General features: G+C 71.5%; 16 protein-coding genes. 10 read left to right on the top strand and 6 right to left on the bottom strand.

From position 1 onward, the window contains the following. Positions 1 to 7: 7 nt before the first annotated feature. Positions 8 to 1,111, bottom strand: a complete 1,104-nt coding sequence (locus HEK131_RS18840) for an NADH:flavin oxidoreductase/NADH oxidase (RefSeq protein ID WP_279614260.1) — start codon at positions 1,109 to 1,111, stop codon at positions 8 to 10. A gap of 196 nt (positions 1,112 to 1,307) precedes the next feature. On the opposite strand from HEK131_RS18840, the gene HEK131_RS18835 reads away from it, so the two are divergent. Then, positions 1,308 to 1,682, top strand: a complete 375-nt coding sequence (locus HEK131_RS18835) for a hypothetical protein (protein WP_244336263.1) — start codon at positions 1,308 to 1,310, stop codon at positions 1,680 to 1,682. An 82-nt stretch (positions 1,683 to 1,764) separates the two neighbouring features. Here the strand turns inward: HEK131_RS18835 and HEK131_RS18830 are convergent, their stop codons facing one another. Together HEK131_RS18830 and HEK131_RS18825 are read right to left on the bottom strand one after the other, a co-directional pair. Continuing rightward, positions 1,765 to 2,598, bottom strand: coding sequence for a M55 family metallopeptidase (locus HEK131_RS18830; RefSeq protein ID WP_244336262.1), 834 nt, complete (start codon positions 2,596 to 2,598; stop codon positions 1,765 to 1,767). Between the two features lie 74 nt (positions 2,599 to 2,672). Further along, on the bottom strand, positions 2,673 to 3,401 hold the full coding sequence (locus HEK131_RS18825) for a hypothetical protein (RefSeq protein WP_244336261.1): 729 nt from the start codon (positions 3,399 to 3,401) through the stop codon (positions 2,673 to 2,675). Positions 3,402 to 3,608: 207 nt separating this feature from the next. Between HEK131_RS18825 and HEK131_RS18820 the strand changes: the two genes are divergently transcribed. Then, positions 3,609 to 5,315: a RecQ family ATP-dependent DNA helicase gene (locus tag HEK131_RS18820; RefSeq protein WP_244452067.1), complete on the top strand. Its 1,707-nt coding sequence runs from the start codon at positions 3,609 to 3,611 to the stop codon at positions 5,313 to 5,315. Positions 5,316 to 5,411: 96 nt separating this feature from the next. Here the strand turns inward: HEK131_RS18820 and HEK131_RS18815 are convergent, their stop codons facing one another. Both HEK131_RS18815 and HEK131_RS18810 read right to left on the bottom strand, forming a co-directional pair. Further along, positions 5,412 to 5,963 (bottom strand): phosphatase PAP2 family protein, encoded by a 552-nt coding sequence (locus HEK131_RS18815; RefSeq protein WP_244336260.1) that lies wholly within the window; start codon positions 5,961 to 5,963, stop codon positions 5,412 to 5,414. Continuing rightward, positions 5,956 to 7,314: a diacylglycerol/lipid kinase family protein gene (locus tag HEK131_RS18810; RefSeq protein ID WP_244336259.1), complete on the bottom strand. Its 1,359-nt coding sequence runs from the start codon at positions 7,312 to 7,314 to the stop codon at positions 5,956 to 5,958. Before HEK131_RS18810 ends, HEK131_RS18815 begins: the two co-directional genes overlap by 8 nt. A gap of 172 nt (positions 7,315 to 7,486) precedes the next feature. Between HEK131_RS18810 and HEK131_RS18805 the strand changes: the two genes are divergently transcribed. The 3 genes from HEK131_RS18805 (at position 7,487) to HEK131_RS18795 (ending at position 9,500) form a co-directional block, all read left to right on the top strand. Then, entirely contained in the window at positions 7,487 to 8,269 is a 783-nt protein-coding gene (locus tag HEK131_RS18805) for a hypothetical protein (protein WP_244452066.1), read from the top strand. A 76-nt stretch (positions 8,270 to 8,345) separates the two neighbouring features. Beyond that, positions 8,346 to 8,858 (top strand): Fic family protein, encoded by a 513-nt coding sequence (locus tag HEK131_RS18800; protein ID WP_244336258.1) that lies wholly within the window; start codon positions 8,346 to 8,348, stop codon positions 8,856 to 8,858. Between the two features lie 87 nt (positions 8,859 to 8,945). Beyond that, a complete protein-coding gene (locus HEK131_RS18795; RefSeq protein ID WP_244336257.1) occupies positions 8,946 to 9,500 on the top strand; it encodes a DUF3291 domain-containing protein in 555 nt (184 codons plus the stop codon). On the opposite strand, the gene HEK131_RS18790 is transcribed toward HEK131_RS18795, so the two are convergent. Continuing rightward, positions 9,460 to 11,349, bottom strand: coding sequence for an alkyl/aryl-sulfatase (locus HEK131_RS18790; protein WP_244336256.1), 1,890 nt, complete (start codon positions 11,347 to 11,349; stop codon positions 9,460 to 9,462). The two genes, HEK131_RS18795 and HEK131_RS18790, sit on opposite strands and share 41 nt — an antisense overlap. Positions 11,350 to 11,527: 178 nt before the next feature. Between HEK131_RS18790 and HEK131_RS18785 the strand changes: the two genes are divergently transcribed. The 5 genes from HEK131_RS18785 to HEK131_RS18765 all read left to right on the top strand — a co-directional run bounded on the left by HEK131_RS18785 (position 11,528) and on the right by HEK131_RS18765 (position 16,604). After that, positions 11,528 to 11,953 carry a GntR family transcriptional regulator gene (locus HEK131_RS18785; protein WP_161146090.1) on the top strand — a complete coding sequence of 142 codons (426 nt, stop codon included), beginning with the start codon at positions 11,528 to 11,530 and terminating at the stop codon, positions 11,951 to 11,953. Then, positions 11,928 to 12,833 (top strand): ABC transporter ATP-binding protein, encoded by a 906-nt coding sequence (locus HEK131_RS18780; RefSeq protein ID WP_244336255.1) that lies wholly within the window; start codon positions 11,928 to 11,930, stop codon positions 12,831 to 12,833. The genes HEK131_RS18785 and HEK131_RS18780 overlap by 26 nt, the downstream gene beginning before the upstream one ends. After that, a complete protein-coding gene (locus tag HEK131_RS18775; RefSeq protein WP_244336254.1) occupies positions 12,830 to 13,735 on the top strand; it encodes a hypothetical protein in 906 nt (301 codons plus the stop codon). Before HEK131_RS18780 ends, HEK131_RS18775 begins: the two co-directional genes overlap by 4 nt. A 102-nt stretch (positions 13,736 to 13,837) precedes the next feature. Next, a complete protein-coding gene (locus HEK131_RS18770) occupies positions 13,838 to 15,922 on the top strand; it encodes an ATP-binding SpoIIE family protein phosphatase (protein ID WP_244336253.1) in 2,085 nt (694 codons plus the stop codon). A 112-nt stretch (positions 15,923 to 16,034) separates the two neighbouring features. After that, the gene (locus HEK131_RS18765) at positions 16,035 to 16,604 is read left to right on the top strand and encodes a suppressor of fused domain protein (RefSeq protein ID WP_244336252.1); all 570 of its coding nucleotides are present in this window, start codon (positions 16,035 to 16,037) and stop codon (positions 16,602 to 16,604) included. Positions 16,605 to 16,711 lie beyond the last annotated feature (107 nt).

The raw sequence follows: 16,711 nt of genomic DNA, 5'->3' as shown, positions 1-16,711 counted from the left end.
GCCGGTGTCAGGCGCGGTGGTACTGGACGGGCGTGGCGACCTCGCCGCCCAGTTCGGCGGCGGCGTGGCGGGCCCAGTACGGGTCGCGCAGCAGCTCGCGGCCGAGCAGCACCGCGTCCGCCTTGCCGGAGGTGACGATCTCCTGGGCCTGGGCCGGGTCCGTGATCATGCCGACCGCTGCCGTGGGCATGCCCGTCTCGCGGACCCGCTCGGCGAAGGGGACCTGGTAGCCGGGACCGGCGACGATCTTCGCGTCGGGGACGTTGCCCCCGGTGGACACGTCGATCAGGTCCACGCCGCGCGCCCCGAGGTCCTTGGCCAGGCGGACGGTGTCCTCGGCGGTCCAGCCGGTGCGGTCGTCGTCCGGGTTCTCGTCGACCCAGTCGGTGGCGGAGACACGGAAGAACAGGGGCAGCTCCTCGGGCCAGACGGCGCGGATCGCGTCGACGACCTCCAGGGCGAAGCGGGTGCGGTTCTCGAACGAGCCGCCGTACTCGTCGGTGCGGTGGTTGCTGAGCGGGGAGAGGAACTGGTGGATCAGGTAACCGTGGGCGCCGTGGATCTCGGCGACCTCGAAGCCGGCCTCCAGCGCTCGCCCGGCGGCGGCGGCGAACTGCCGGACGATCTCCGCGATTTCCTCCCGGCTCAGCTCGTGGGGGGTGGTGGAGGTCTCGGCGAAGGGGACGGCGCTGGGGCCGACCGGCTGCCAGCCGTACTGCTCGTCCGGCGCGAGAGCGCGCCCGCGGTCGACCCAGGTGCGCTCGGTCGACGCCTTGCGGCCCGCGTGCGCCAACTGGATACCCGCGACCGTGCCCTGGGACTTCAGGAAGGCGGTGACGCGCTTGAACGCCTCGGTCTGGGTGTCGTTCCAGATCCCGAGGTCGTACGGGCTGATCCGGCCCTCGGGGCTGACGGCGGTGGCCTCGGTGATGATCAGGCCGACACCGCCGGCCGCGCGGGCGGCGAGGTGCGTGAAGTGCCAGTCCGTGGGAGCACCGACCGTCTCGCCCTCCGGCGCGGCACTGTACTGGCACATGGCCGGCATCCAGATACGGTTCGGGATGGTCAGCGACCGGAGGGTCACGGGGGTGAAGATGGTGCTGCTGCTCAAGTCCGGCTCCTTCTGCATGACGGCCGTGGTCGTACGCGTACCCGCCGGTCACGGGCCCGCGCGAGGACGAGCCGGACCGGCACGAACGGTTCAAGAGCGGGCGCCTTTATTTTATTCCCGCCGTATACCCGCGTGCGCAAGTACATCGGGCGAGCCTCAGAGACGGCACGCCGAGGTGGATCGAGATACTCGCCGGGTGGGCGATGCGGGAGACGAGGGTACCGAGCAGGGTTGGGATGCACCCTGGTACCGGGTCCGCATCGCTCGGTTCGAGGCGTCCTTCTTGCCCGCTGCCGGCGAAGATCTCGATGCCGTCTGCAACGTCGACGTGGAAGTACGGCTGACGGCGGACGGTTCCCGCTGGAGTGCGACCGTGCTCACCCTCGCTGAGGTCGAGCGCCTCATGAAGAGGTGGCAGCGGACAGGTGAGGAGTCGGGCGGCCGCTACTTCTGGTGTTCTGACGGACTGATAGTCCGGGATCCCGGCATCGACAACATGACCCAGGTGCTCGCCGGCCTGCTCGACGAGGGTGGCTTCACCCAGGTTCTCCAGCGACTCGACGACGAGTGACCGTCGCCCACCCCTGTTCCGGAACGATCAGTGAGGGCTGTCCCGTTGCTCCTGACTGCGGAGACATGGTTGCTTGCGAGAGTCAGCAGTACGGTGGCTGGTTGGTCAGGGAGGACGCCACTCGCATCCATACGCCGAACAGTCGGTACAGGTCGGGCAGGGCGCCCTGCGTCTGAACGGTGCGGCTGTCCATGGAGGCAACCCCCGGGATTCCCAGGAGCGTCGAGGCGACTGAGGCCGACTGCCAGCGGACCGTGAGGGTGGACGCCTTGTCTGCGGTGGCCGCAGAAGTCCTCGGCGGTGCGGACAGACTGGCGGCGACCGTTTCCTCGATGACTGCGCGAACCTCGTCCGCCGGGCGTAGATCTGCCGCGAACCGGTCCCGCGCGTACTTCACGGCCACGGTGGCGACCGAGGCATCCCAGTCGGTCATCTCCGCGCACGCGCAGTCGTCTCCGGTGAGGGCTGCCACCGGGACGCCTATCGCACCCGCGACGGCGCTAGCCAGGCCGATCTCGCCCACCGGTCGCCCGTCCAGCCACATGTCTTCGATCTCGTGGCCCATGAAGCTGTGGCTCAGCACGCCGGGCGCGCCGGCCCTTGAGTGGTAGCCGACGCAGATCACGGCGTCGTACTCGGTCGTGAGTCCTTCGAGCATGAGCATCTGCTTGGGTTTGCCGCGGATGAGACGGGCTGCGGGATGCAGGGTCTCGGGCAGGAGGTTACGCATCGGACCGTGCGCGTCGTTGACGGTCACGTCGGTGGCGCCAGCGGCGACGGCCCCACGGACGGCTGCGTTCACGTCCTCCGCCATCATCAGGCGTCCCCGCTCGTAGTCCCGGCCTCCTGGCTGAACGTCGTCGGCGTCGACGAGCCCCGTGACGCCTTCCATATCCGCGCTGATGTAGATCCGCACTGTGTGGTCCTCTCAAGCTTGATCGCTTAGGGGACGCTTGCCGTTCTTTCTCCGGTTCCCTCTCACAGGCGGTGTCAGAACGGTGGATCGTCTGCGAATCCCTCGGTGTGCAGCGGGACTTGGGCGGGGGAGTGCCCGTGCTGCTGGAAGGGGGTGATGTCCTCGCCCCAACTGGCGAGTGCGTCCATCGCTCGCCGCCGGTGAGGATCGCTGTCGGCGGCGAGCCCCCGCACGTGGGCACGTAGACCTTCAGCATGGTGGGCGAGCTCTGGTGAGGCGAGGAGGGGGAGTGCAGAGGCCAGGGCGGCGTCCCGGATGTCTGGATCGGCGTCGGTGAAGAAGGGCTGAACGGCTGCGTAGAGGCTCTGTCGAAGGCCATGGAACGCTTCGACATCTTTCTCGTATCCGGCAGCTGACTCTTCGTTCGCGTCCCAGGCGGTGCTGCCGAGCCAGTTCAGGAGTCCGACGCGAAGGGGAAAGCGGGGTTGCTCACCCGCGTCAGAGACCTCCCATGGTCGCTGGTCCGTGACTTCGGCGAGAGTCTGTGGGTGCCCGAGGATGGCCGCCACGAACGATGCAGCCGGGGCTGTCGCGCTGTAGAAGGTGTTCGAATGCGTGACGGCTTCCCGCAGGTCACGGAGGGCGATGCCTTGCTTGCTCGCATCCTCGTCAAGGAGTTGCCGCAAGATCGCAGGCGTCGTCGGCGCGACGTTCGGACAGCAGTGCTCGACCGAACTCCAGTCTGTCCGCAGCAGCAGCTCTTCCGGATCAACGGAACGCCCGTGCTGACTCTTCATGCTCATCGGCCGAGTGTGACAGTCGGCCAGTACCTGCCCGACAGAAGAAGCGGCGGGTCCGGTCCCCCCCCCCCCCCCCCCCCACGCGAAGTGTCCCGAACACCGATTGCCGACCCCCCGGCGCGCTACTCCGCCGTCACCGGGGTACCGGGTCGGCAGCCCAGGGCGCCGATTCTGGTGACTGGCCAGAGCCCGGAACACAGGGGGACCATGATGACCACCGCGTCGGCCGAGCGCCTGCGGAAGAGTGCGTTGGACGTCTTCGGATGGGAGGAGTTGCGGCCGGAGCAGGTGGTGGCGATGGAGGCGGTGATGGGGCGGCGGGACACGCTGGTCGTGATGCCCACCGGGGCCGGGAAGTCGGCCGTGTACCAGGTGCCGGGGCTGCTGCTGCCGGGGCCGACCGTCGTGGTGTCGCCGCTCGTCGCGCTGCAGCGGGATCAGGTCCAGGGGCTGCTGCGCCGGGAGGGCGCGGAGGCCGCCGCCGTGAACTCGTCCCAGAGCGGAAGCGAGAACGCGGCGGTCTGGGACCGGATCAGCGAGGGTGACGTCGACTTCCTGTTCCTGGCCCCCGAGCAGCTCGCGAAGGACGAGGTGGTCGAGCAGCTCGCGGCCGCGGAGCCCGCCCTGTTCGTGGTCGACGAGGCCCAGTGCGTGTCGTCGTGGGGGCACGACTTCCGCCCCGACTACCTGCGGCTCGGACAGGTCGTCGAGCGGATCGGCCGGCCCCCCGTACTGGCCCTGACCGCCAGCGCCGCCGCCCCCGTACGGGCCGACATCATCACGCAGCTCGGCATGCGCGACGTGCGCGAGGTCGTCACCGGCTTCGACCGCCCCAACATCCACCTGGAGGTCATCCCCTTCCAGGACGCCGAGGTCAAGAAGCGGGCTGTCGTCGAGCGCGCCGCCGCGGAGTCCAAGCCCGGCCTCGTGTACGCGGGCACCCGCCGCGAGGCCGAGGAGTACGCCGAAGAACTGAGCCTGCTCGGGCTGGACGCGGCGGCGTACCACGCGGGGCTGCCCGCGCAGGAGCGGGGCGGTGTGCACGACCGCTTCATGGCCGGCGAGCTGGACGTGGTCGTGGCGACCTCCGCCTTCGGGATGGGCATCGACAAGCCGGACGTACGCTTCGTGCTGCACGCCTCCGTGCCCGGCTCCCTGGACGCCTACTACCAGGAGATCGGCCGCGCCGGCCGCGACGGCGAGGAGGCCCGCGCGATACTCGCCTACCGGCCCCAGGACCTCGGCATGCAGCGCTTCTTCGCGGCGGGCCGCCCGGACCCGGACACCGTCACCCAGGTCGTGAGCACCCTGGAGGAACACGACGGCCCCGTCCCGCCGACCGAGCTGCGCGACGAGACCCATCTGACGGCCAGCCGCCTGACGGCCGTCGTCAACCTCCTGGAGCAGGTCGACGCCGTCCACACCACCGAGGACGGCGACCTGGAGGCGACCGGCACGGTCGGCCCGGCCGCCGCCGCCCAGCAGGCGATCGAACTGGGCGACGCTCACCAGCAATTGGAGCGCTCCCGCGTCGACATGATGCGGGGCTACGCGGAGGCCACCGGCTGCCGGCGTCGGTTCCTGCTCGGCTACTTCGGCCAGGGCGGCGACCAGGACGAGTCCTGCGGCGCGTGCGACCGGTGCGAGGCGGCGGAACTGGCGGAGGAGGGTGGCGCGGAGGGCGGGCCCGCTGTGCTGGCCGGTACGGGTGGGCCGATACCCGAGCCGGCGTCTTCGGCGCCCGTGGGGGAGGAGCATCCCTTCCCGCCCGGCACCCTCGTACGGCACGAGCAGTGGGGGCAGGGGTCGGTCATGAGCGAGGAGGACGAGCGTGTGACGGTGCTGTTCGAGACGGTCGGCTATCGCACGCTGTCCCTTGAGGTGATCAACAAGAATCATCTGCTGACTGTGTGTTGAGGGTGTGCTGCGCCCACATGTGACCGCACCACATGTGACCGCACCACACGTGGCCTCACCACACATGGCCTCACCGCATGTGGGCCAACCCGCCCCTCAGCCCAGCCCCCGCACCACGGCCAGCGACACCGCGGCCGCCGCGAACCCCAGCACCGCGCCCGCCGCGACATCGCCCGGATAGTGCACCCCGGTGTGGACGCGGGAGTAGCCGACGGCGACCGCCAAGGAGCCCAGCGGGACCGCGGCCGGAGGCAGCACGACACCCACGGCGGTGGCGAAGGCGGTTGCCGAGGCCGTGTGGCCGGACGGGAAGGACGCCGACTCGGGCATGCGCACGTGCCGGGCCACCGCCACCTGGGCCTCCTCCCGATCGGGGCGGTGGCGGCGCACCATCCGCTTGCCGAACAGGTTCGCCGCCGCCGACGCCAGCGCGACCGAGGCGACCCCGGCCAGTGCCGCGCGGCGGGGCCGGCCCGGCAGCAGGGCGAGGCCCGCCGCGACGCCGAGCGAGATCTTCGAGTGGTCGGCCGCGTGCGACAGCCTCCGCAGCGCGAGGTCCAGCGCGGGTGTGGGCGTGGCGGCCACGGCGGCGTACAGCGCTCCGTCGACCGCACGCAGGTCGGCGGGGACGGTGCTGCGGTCAGGCACGTTTGTCTCCCGGTGCTGTCCGCTCGGCGGGGCCGAACGCGAGGTCGAGCAGTTCGCGCCAGTCGACGGGCGGCGCGGGAGGCGGTACGCCGGGGCGGTCGCGCGGCAGCAGCACCCGCAGCGCACCGGGCCGTACCGAGCACTCGACCGGAGTGCGCAGCCAAAGAGCCTCCCCGTCCACCGCCACCGGGATCTGCGGCTCCCCGGCCGTCACCCGGACCTGCCGCGCGGTCGTCACGGTGAGCCCCGGCGCCTGCGAGCCCCGTACGGCCAGCTCCGCCGCCTGTGCCGCGTTCTCCACCCGGATCCCGATCACGCCCAGCTCACCGGTGTCGAGCCTGGGCCTGCGGCCGCCGCCGCTCAGCTCGTCGGGGGAGACGTACGGGTTGTTGCTGACCAGCAGCGCCTGCTGGTCGGAGAGGGTGGTGCCGTCCACCCGTGCGTCGAGCCGCTGTACGCCCTCCCTGGCCAGCAGGTCCGGCATCAGGTTCAGGGCGGTGCCGGTCTTGTTGTCGCGGTACTCGGGGCTCTGCACGATGTCCGCGTACACGCCGAAGGACACCGTGTTGACGAACGGGCGGCCGGAGACGTCGCCGAGGTCGACGCGGACCTCCTCGCCGTCGGTCAGGGCGTCGAGGCAGCGGGCCGGGTCGGCGCGGTCGAGGCCGAGGTCCATGGCGAAGTGGTTGCGGGTGCCCGCGGAGATCACGAGGAACGGCAGACCGTGCTCGGCGGCGACGGCCGCGACCAGCGCCTGGGTGCCGTCGCCGCCCGCGACACCGAGCAGGTCGGCGCCGTCGTCCACGGCCTCGCGGGCCAGCTTGCCCACGTCGGCCGGGTCGGAGGGGTCCAGCAGGATCACCCGCGCGCCCAGTCGCTCCGCCCGCTCCACGAGGGCGAAGCGGCCGACCTTACCGCCGCCGGACCGCGGATTCATGATCAGCACCGGACGTCTCGGCCGATGCGCGCGGGTGGGCCGCTGCGACCGGGGCGGCCGCGCCCTGCGCAGCGCGGCGCGGCCGCTGAACCCTGCCACCACCCAGCACAGGCCGGAGATCAGCGCGATCACCCACAGTCCGCTCTGCGCGAAGAACACCAGGACGCCGACCGGCGCCGCGACGGCCACGACCGCCCCGAGCAGCCGCACCACACCGCGCCGGGCCACGAACCACCAGACACCGGCGGCGCAGAGCACCAGCCCGAGGGCCCCGGCCACGGCCACGAGCAGACCGCCCCTGCCCAGCGCGAGCAGCAGCACCGCCACGGCGCCGATCGCCGCCACCACGGCGCACCGCGCGAGCAGCCGGGCGGCGAGGCCCGCCCGGAACCACGCCCTTCGTGCCCCGCCCATGGCTTCCTCCCGGTGAATCTCGGCCCGGCCCGCACCACCAGCGTGGCGCAGGGCGTCGGCCGGGGGATGTCCCGGTCGGCTATATGGGCTCAAGGGTCATCCGAAGGTTGTCAGACGCGAATAAGTGTTCGCCAACCCGATGGCCCTGGCCGAGACTGGTGCGTTGATCGCAGTGCACAGAGAAAGCGGGCCGACGCTGACGTACAACCGGGACACCCTGCCCTTCCCCGAGAACCTGGTACCGCCCCCCACGAGCATGCGGAACTGGGCCGACTTCGATCCGGCGCGTCACCCGTTCGTCTGGGACGCGGACGAGGAGGCCCAACTCCGCGCGCTGGTACGGGAATGGGTGCCGCCTGTGCTCTCCGGGAGAGTGGGGCTCTGGGAGGCGGAACGATGGTGCGCGCGCCAGATCGACGCCATCGTCCGTGACCGCTACGGGATTTGGGCCGAGGGGTGGGACTGGTGCTACCGGTACGGCGGCCCCATCGGTAGCTGGGTCACCCCCACCAGCTCGGTGACGACCCCGGACGAGACCGCGACCCGCGTCGTGGGCGCACTGCTGGAGTGGCGCCGGTGGCTCGAGGCGATGGCCCGGCGGTTCGGGGAGTTGGCTCCGCCGCCGAACATCTCTCCCGAGGAACGGAGTTGGCACCTGGAGCGGGCGAGCGTCCGGCTGGTGACCATGGCCCTGGACTCGGGCGCGGAGGGTGGCTGGTACGGGCAGGCCGCGCGGAGCCTCGGCTGGTTCCTCACCTCCATGGGCATGGACTGGGCCGAGGCCGACCAGGCGGTGGAACGGGCGATCGGAGGGCGGTTCAAGAGCTGGACCGATCCCGGGCGGGCGGTGATCGAGTCCGTCGGCGAGGACTTGGCCGTCGACCTGACCGGCCATGCGCCCTACCGGGATCACCGGGAGCGGGAGGAGCTGGAGAACTTCCATGACCGGGGCTGACAGTCTGGCGATGTGGCTGCGGGTGCGGAAAGAGGCGGCGTGGGATCAAGCGCCGTCCCTGCGAAGGAGGTTGCCCGTGACTGACGGGTTCCGGGCGTGGTGTGCAGGTCCGGTCCGGCTACGGGACTCCGGCCGGGCGGAGTGTCTGCTGGCCGCGTACGCCTTGGCGCGAGCCGATGCGGTGCGGGGTGCTCCGCTCGACTTCACACTGTTGTCGGGGTGGCAGCGTGAAGTCCTGGGCGGGGAAGCGCCGTTCCGCTTGGGAGACGCCTACGCGAAGGGTGGCCGCGAGCGGTACGCCCTGACCGCGCACACCCGGGCCGACTTCGACGCTTGCCTGCGCGAGGCGACCACCTCGGAGCTTCCGCTGTCGGCCCGCGCGGCCCGTGCGTACCTCGACGTGGCCTTCTTCCACCCCTTCGCCGACGGCAACGCCCGCGCGGCCCTGCTGACCCTGGTCCACGTCCTGGCCCGAGAGGGCGTCGTCCTCCCGGAGGTCGGGCCCCTCCAGGTCACCCGGTACGCGGATGACGCGGAGGGGGCGGCGGATCTGGCGAAGCTCGTCGGGGTGCTGAACCGACGCCGCTAGCAGGCCACTTGGGCCGGGAAAACGCAACTTCGACAGGGTCCGCAGCGGCCGCTACCTTCACCTGGTCTTCGGCCCAGGGAGAGACGCATGCCCCAGCTAGCCCTGTACACATTCGGCGTTCTGAAGTCACCTCTCGCCGACCCCGCACCACTCACGCGCGAGTTCTACGACATCGGTGCGGCCGTCTACCGGAAGATCAGCCGGCACCCCGGATACCTCGCTCATGCCGAACCGGCGGACGGCGACCAGGGAGAGCTGTTCGGCGCGGACTGGGGTGCGTGGGGAGAGTTCGCCGTACCGGCCTGGTACGCCAAGGGCCGTACGGCGGAGACCACCGCCCTCGCCGCCACCCTCTCCCTCTGGACCGACCTGCGCCCCGCCTTCGACGCCATCTATGCCGGCCTGCACCGCGAGGCCCTGAACAGGCGTTACGACTGGTTCGAGAGGACGGGGCACCCGAACTACGTCCTCTGGTGGGTCTCCGACGACGTGACGCCCACCTGGCAGGAGGGGGTCTCCGCACTGGAACACCTCCAGGACCACGGCTCCTCGCCGCACGCCTTCACCTTCCACCACGCGTTCACCGCGGACGGCACTCCGCTCACGGCGTCACGATGGCGAAGTCCGGGTCCGGCGCGCTGAGGTAGCTGAACAGCTCAGCCGGCTTGTCCGGGTCGCCGGTGGTCTCGGCGCGGCCATCGGCGGCGAGGTCGGTCAGGGACGCGGCCCCGAGGAGGAGCGCCCGGAGGTCGGTCTCCGAGAGGGTGATCTCCGTGTCGGGGGCCCGCTCGCCGGGCGTCGTGCCGGCGGTGTGGATCAGGACGCCGTTGCGCAGGCGGAGGGATACCGGGTCGCCGTCGCTCAGCCGGAACCGGATGGCCAAATCGGCGTCCCAGCTTCGCGGGCCGTCGACCCGGATCGCGAGGGAGTCGAGGAGCTGGCTCAGGGGAAGCGCGCGCATGATGTCGGGGGAGGCGGCCACCGTGGGGGTGCCGACGGGGCCTTCGCGGAGTTCGAGGGCACCGGTGAGGTAGAAGTTGCGCCAGGTGCCGTTCTCACTGCCGTAGCCGAGCTGTTCGAGGGCGTCCGCCTGGAGGGCACGTGCCTCGGCGTTGTCGGGGTCGGCGAAGAGGACGTGGTTGACGACCTGGACGACCCAGCGGAAGTCACCTGAAGCGTAGGACTCGCGGGCGCGGCGCAGCACGGTGTTGGCGCCGCCCATGAAATCGACGTAACGGGTGGCGGCCTCTACCGGGGGGTGCTCCCACAGGTGGGCGGGGTTGCCGTCGAACCAGCCGAGATAGTGCTGGTAGACCGCCTTGGCGTTGTGGCTGACCGACCCGTAGTAGCCATGGGTGTGCCAGGCGCGTTCCAGGGCCGGGGGCATCCGCATGGCCTCGGCGATCTCCAGCGGTGTCATGCCCTCGTTGAGCATGCGCAGGGTCTGGTCGTGCAGGTAGGCGTACAGGTCCCGCTGTTCGGACAGGAACGTGAGGACGCGGTCCCGTCCCCACGTCGGCCAGTGGTGGGAGGCGAAGGCCACGTCCACATGTGGGGCGAACAACTGGATCGCCTCGGTGAGGTAGTGCGCCCACACATGTGGGTTGCGCACCTGGGCACCGCGCAGGGTGAGCAGGTTATGCAGGTTGTGGGTGGCGTTCTCCGCCATGCACAGCGCCGCGCGGTCAGGGAAGTGGATGTTCAGCTCGGCCGGGGCCTCGGTGCCCGGCGTGAGCTGGAAGACCATAGGGATGCCATCCACCGATTCGGTCTGCCCGGTGTGCGTGACATACAGGGTGGGCGGGATCAAGGTGACCGTTCCGGTGGACGTGGTCTGCCCGAGCCCGGCGCCGATCTGCCCGCGCTCACCGGTGGGCAGGGCGGCCCCGTACATGTAGGCGGCCCGGCGCCCCATGGCCGTACCGGCGTAGACGTTCTCGCTGACCGCGTGCTCCAGGAAGCCCTTGGGGGCGATGACCGGTACCCCGGCGGCCACGTCCTCGTCGCTGAGCACACCCCGGACGCCCCCGAAGTGGTCGACGTGGCTATGTGTGTACAGCACACCGGTGACCGGACGGTCCCCGCGGTGACGGCGGTACAGCGCGAGCGCCGCCGCGGCCGTCTCCGTACTGATGAGGGGGTCGATCACCAGCACCCCCCTGTCGCCCTCGACGATCGTCATGTTGGACAGGTCGAAGCCCCGGACCTGGTAAACGCCCTCGGTCACCTCGAACAGGCCGTGCTGGGCCGCCAGCCGGCTCTGGCGCCACAGGCTGGGGTTGGCGGTGGGCGGGCAGTCCCGGTCGAGGAACCCGTACGCCTCCAGGTCCCACACCTCGCCGTCGTCGCCGCGCACCACGGTCTCCTCGGCGGTGCCGACGAAGCCCCGGCGCACGTCCTCGAAGTCCCGCGTGTCGTCGAGGGGACAGCGCTCGCCGATCTCGGCGTTGCCCCTGCTGATACTGGGTTCTGCGGCGCTGCTCCCGGCCATGCGGCGACTCCCTCGCGGTGACACTCGGCCCCGCCCACCCTTCCCCAAGGCCATGCCGCGGGCGAGCGCACCCACCCATTCAGGGGCCCGGCGCATCGCCGTCAAGACGGGCCTTGACGTGCCCGGAACACTCAATGCATCATTCCACTAGTTCATTGGTTGAAAGCGGGGTTCACTCGTGGCGTTCGCCTTCCGGATCGACCGGTCCAGTGGGGTACCCAGCTACGTCCAGATCGTCCAGCAGGTCCAACAGGCGCTCCGGCTGGGCCAGTTGGAACCCGGTGACCGTCTGCCGACCGCGCGTGCGGTCGTGGAGGCGACCGCGCTCAACCCGAACACCGTGCTCAAGGCGTACCGCGAGCTGGAGTCCCAGGGCCTGGTCGAGACTCGGCGCAGGCACGGGACGTTCATCACCGGCACGCTGGGCGCCTCCTCCGGCGACTCACCCTGGCGGGCGGAGCTGGCGGAGGTGGCCGGGCGGGCCCGTGCGGCGGGGCTGGAGCGCGAGGACCTCGCCGCGCTGTTCACCGCCGTCCTCGAAGACCTCTACTCGTCGAAGTACTCATCGAAGGAACCCGATGTCGTTCCCCACCAGCAGTCCTGAAGCGGCGCTCGCCGCGGACGGCGTCACCAGGAGATACCGGCGCAGTGGTCCGGACGCGCTCGGCGGCTGCACCTTCGCCGTCCCCGCCGGGGTCGTCTGCGCGCTCGTCGGACCGAACGGCGCGGGCAAGTCGACCCTGCTGGAACTGGCGGCCGGGCTGCGGCGTCCCACCTCCGGCAGCGTGGAGGTCTTCGGCCGGCCCACCCGCGTCGGCAATCCACAGGTCTCCTACCTGGCGCAGGACCGGCCGCTGTTCCCCCGGTTCACCGTCGCCGAGACGCTGCGCCTGGGCGCGCGGCTCAACGAGGGCAACTGGGACGCGGAACTGGCGGAGCGGTTCGCCGACCCCTCCCGCTTCGGCAAGGGCGACCGTATCGGCAACCTGTCCGGCGGCGAGCGCACCCGGATCGCCCTGGCCCTCGCCCTCGGCAAGCGGGCCGACCTGCTGCTGCTCGACGAGCCGATGGCGGACCTGGACGTGCTCGCCCGGCAGGAACTGATGGGCCTGCTCATGGCGCACGTCGCCGACACCGGCGCCACGGTGATCATGTCCTCGCACATCCTGTCCGAGCTGACCGACGTCTGCGACCACCTGCTGCTGCTCGACGCGGGTACGACCCGGCTGTGCGGCGACATGGACGAACTGACCGACGCCCATGCCGTGGTGGCCTTCGCGGGCGGCGCCGAGCAGCTCGCCGGTCATGCCGTCGTCGAGTCCCGTCCCGCCGGGCGCGGCAACACCGCCCTGATCCGCCGCGCGGGGCCGCTCCCCGCCGACTGGGAGGTGCGGTCACCCTCCGTGGAGGAGCTGGTGCTCGCCCACCTCACCGGCTCGTCCCTTCCCGCCTCGATACCGCCTCGCAAGGACACCGCCGCATGAGCGCCGCCATCGCCGCCGCCCCGACGTCTCCCCGGCCCGGCCGTCTCCGGCCCCTCGCGGCGATCGCCCTGCGCCAGTACCGGGTCGCCGGTGCGATCCTCCTGCTGCTGGCCCTGCGCATCGGCGTCCAGGTCGTGTACCACTACTACGGCTGGGCCGACGCCGTCGCGCTGCGGAACCACGTCGGCAGCGAGGCGTACCACTTCGGGCGCTATGCGGATGACGCCCACACCATGACGGCGAAACTCATGGACGACGGCGCCATGCTCGCCTTCCAGCCGGCCCTGGCCGCCGCGCTCCTCACCGGTGTGCTGACCGCACGTGAATGGGAGACCCGGCGTGTGGTCCTCGCCCTCACCCAGACGGTCACCCCCCGGCGCTGGTTCGGCGTCCGCTGGGCGACCCTGGCGGCGATCTTCGTGGTGCTGACCGTCCCGCTGGTGGCGCTGTACCGGATGAGCGTCGTGCACGCCTTCGGCCTCAACCTGCTCACCTACGGGGCCGAGCGGCAGAACGCGTACTACACGATCGGCCCCGTCACCGTCGCGTACGTCCTCCTCGGCGTCGCGGCCGGTGCCCTGACCGGCACGTATCTGCGCCGCCTCTGGCCCACCCTTCTCGCCGCCCCGCTGCTGACCTGGCTGGTGGCCGCCGTACTCGTCCGCTCCCGCGCGATGCTGCTGCTCGACCTCCCGGTCCTCTCCAAGGTCCACGGATTCCACCCCGGCGGCGTATTCGGCCTCATGTTCTACGACGCCCTGCCCCAGGACGCCTACCTCACCAACGCCCTCACCCCCGGCGACTACTGGCCGTACCAGCTCGCCTCCAGCGCCCTGGTCCTCGCGGCCGCGGCCCTGCTGACCCTGACCGCCTTTCGTGTCATCCGCCGCCGCACGGCCTGATCCGGACGCGGTTCCGCCCCGGCGAAGGTGATCGCCGGGGCGGAGTCATGCCCCCGGAATGCGCCCCGCCAGCGTGTTGCGCATGCTGGTTGGGGAGGTGCCATGGAAGGCGACGCCCGACGCGAGCGGACCCTTGAGACCTGCCCCGAGGCCATGCGCGTGGCCTGCGAGGCCCTGGCCGTCTCGCCCCTGGCGATCTGCGTCCTCGACGACGAGCTGCGCGTCACCGACTGCAACGAGTCCGCGCACCGCCTGCTGTCCGGCACCGACCCCACCGGCCAGGTGCTCACCGACGTGCTTCCGCTACGCGACCCCGAGGCCGAGACGGAACACGCGCGCGAGGTGCGTACCAGCGGCGTCGCCTCCCTGAACCGGCTGGTGCGCACCCGCCAGAACCTCCACGGGGGCTCCAGGACCCTGTCCCTCTCGCTCTTCCCGATGGCCCCCGACAAGGAGGGTTCCGGGCTCATCTGCACCATCGCCGACGTCACCCCCGACGAGGCGGACGACTCCGGCGCCGACCCGCTGCGGCGACTGGCGGCCATCCAGAACGAGGTGGGGGACACCCTCGACCACGACACCACCTGCACCGAGCTGGCCGAGGCGCTCGTCCCCTCCGCCGCCGACACCGTGGTCATCGCCCTCGCCGAACACCTCACCCAGGGCGAACCCCCGCCGCTGGCCCGGCACCACCTCGAACCGCTGTGCCCGATCGCGTGCAGCGGCGCTGCCGGGAACGGCCACGTCTGGCCCGCGGACCAGCGGCCCTTCGCCCCGCTCCTGGCCGCCCGGGCGCCGCGGGCCACCGACCTCGTGGCCGACACCCGCTGGCTGGACTCCGAGCCCGCGATCGGACGGCTGCTGCGGGAGGCCGGAGCGCACGCGCTGCTCGCCGCCCCGATCACGCGCCAGGGGACCGTACTCGGCATGCTGCTTCTCTACCGGGGCGAGACACCGGCCCCGTTCTCCCGCGAGGACATCGCCCTCGTGGAGAAGGTCTGCGCGCACACCGCGCGGTGCCTGGACCACGCCCGGAGTTTCCACCGCGAGCACACCATCGCGCTGGCCATCCAGCACTCGCTGCTTCCGAGGCACCCGCCGACCGGGGCCGCGCTCGACATCGCGGACCTCCGGCTGCCGGGGGAGGAGAGCGGGGGCGGCTGGTTCGACGTGATGCCGCTGTCGGGGGCCCGTACCGGGCTCGCCGTCGGTCAGGTCACCGGGTTCGGCGTACGGACGGCCACCACCATGGGCGAGCTGAGGACGGCCGGCCGCTCCCTCGCCACGCTCGACCTCCAGCCGGGGGAGCTGCTGGCTCGGCTGAGCCGTACCACCGCCACCCTGGCCCGCGACCGGAGCGCTGCGCAGCGCGAGGAGAAGACGGCGCGGACCCCGTTGCGGGCCGGGTGCACGTACGCCGAGTGGGACCCGCTGTCGTGCGAGGTCACCGTCGCGCGGGCGGGCGGGCCCGAGGTCGTCCTCGTCCGCCCCGACCGCACCGTCGACACCATCGCCACCCCCGAGGGCCCCTGCCTCGGCGGACCGGCCGAACCGATCCCGTCCGTCACCGCCGCCGTCCCGCCCGATTCGCTGCTGATCCTGCACACCCCCGGACTCACCGACGACCCCGGCGCCGTCCCCGGCCTGCTGCGAAAGGCCCTGGACCGGCTCCCCGGTTCCGACGGCGTGGACCCGCGGGCCCTCTGCGACGAACTGGCCGCCCTGCTCACCTCCCACCCGCGCGCGATCGAGGCGCAGGTGCTGGTCTGCCGGGTCATGGCCTTCCCCGGCGAGCGCGTGGCGACCCTCTCGCTGCCCGACGGACCCCAGGCGGCGGAGGCCGCCCGCGCCTGCTGCGAGCAACACCTGCGCGAGTGGGGGCTGGACGAGGAGACCCGCTTCAACGGCCAGCTCATCGTCAGCGAGTTCGCGGGCAACGCCGTCCGCCACGGCGCCCCTCCCGCCCGCCTCCGCCTCATCTTCGACCAGGCCCTCACCATCGAGGTCTCCGACGGCGGCGGCAACGCCCCCCTGCTACGCCACGCACAGGAAGGCGACGAGGGAGGCCGTGGCCTGTTCATCGTCTCCCAACTCGCGGACCGCTGGGGGACGCGGTACGAGAGCGGGGGCGGGAAGACGATCTGGGCCGAGGTGGATACGGCGGGGGGCGAGGAGGGCTCCGAGTGAGGCGTCGCCGGGGGCGGGAGGCCGTGGTCTGCCCTGGGCCGTCGCATGGGTTGCAGCGGGCCGGAGTGGGCCCGCCGGAAGGCTCCGTCGAGCCATGTTGCATTCTGGGCCCGTGGACAGCCGCGCGGAGAAGTACCTCGCCCATCTCGACCGTCTCTCCGGCGGCGCCGAGGCCCAGTTCTACTCCCAGGAGTCCTCGTCGCCAGCTCTGCCCGGAGTGACGACCCTCGTCTACGAGGGCCTCTCCGAAGGAATGCTGACCGCGTTCACCTACGGAGTCTCCCTGGCCGAGCACCCCGCATGGCGGGAGAGCACCCCCGAACTCCACATCAGCGTCCGCTCGGACGACGTCGTCTGGGCCGAGGCCCTGAGCTTCATAGCCGACGGGATGCGTGGCACCTGCACCTTCGCCTTCGGCGACACGATCGACCTCGGTGAACGGGTCACTCCGGAATCGGAGATGACGGCCTTCTGCGTCTTCGCTCCCGCCCTTCCCGACCCGGCCGACTGCACCGGCCTCGACGTGAGCGCCGTCGGCCATGAGGGCCACGACCTCATCGACATCGTGGGCCTGTACCCCCTCCACGACATCGAGATGCGGTATCTCCACGAACATGGCCTCGAAGCCCTCTGGCACCGCGACTGGGACCCGTGCGACGTGCGCCGCCGGCCTGCGGTGTGAGCCTGCCGTCGGCACGAGTGCGCAACGCGGGGTGATCCGGTCCGTGACGAGGACGCCTGCCGGCGTGGCCTCGGCGCGGGCGTGGGCCGAATGAAGGTCCGCAAGGG

This window comes from Streptomyces seoulensis, from assembly GCF_022846655.1.
Lineage (GTDB): Bacteria > Actinomycetota > Actinomycetes > Streptomycetales > Streptomycetaceae > Streptomyces.
This window is presented reverse-complemented; position numbering and strand designations above follow the sequence as displayed.

Excerpts from the sequence above, each read along its gene's own strand:
- HEK131_RS18825 (WP_244336261.1), bottom strand. The coding sequence starts at position 3,401 with ATGAGCATGAAGAGTCAGCACGGGCGTTCCGTTGATCCGGAAGAGCTG.
- HEK131_RS18820 (WP_244452067.1), top strand. The coding sequence starts at position 3,609 with ATGACCACCGCGTCGGCCGAGCGCCTGCGGAAGAGTGCGTTGGACGTC.
- HEK131_RS18810 (WP_244336259.1), bottom strand. The coding sequence starts at position 7,314 with ATGGGCGGGGCACGAAGGGCGTGGTTCCGGGCGGGCCTCGCCGCCCGG.
- HEK131_RS18795 (WP_244336257.1), top strand. The coding sequence starts at position 8,946 with ATGCCCCAGCTAGCCCTGTACACATTCGGCGTTCTGAAGTCACCTCTC.
- HEK131_RS18790 (WP_244336256.1), bottom strand. The coding sequence starts at position 11,349 with ATGGCCGGGAGCAGCGCCGCAGAACCCAGTATCAGCAGGGGCAACGCC.
- HEK131_RS18780 (WP_244336255.1), top strand. The coding sequence starts at position 11,928 with ATGTCGTTCCCCACCAGCAGTCCTGAAGCGGCGCTCGCCGCGGACGGC.
- HEK131_RS18775 (WP_244336254.1), top strand. The coding sequence starts at position 12,830 with ATGAGCGCCGCCATCGCCGCCGCCCCGACGTCTCCCCGGCCCGGCCGT.
- HEK131_RS18770 (WP_244336253.1), top strand. The coding sequence starts at position 13,838 with ATGGAAGGCGACGCCCGACGCGAGCGGACCCTTGAGACCTGCCCCGAG.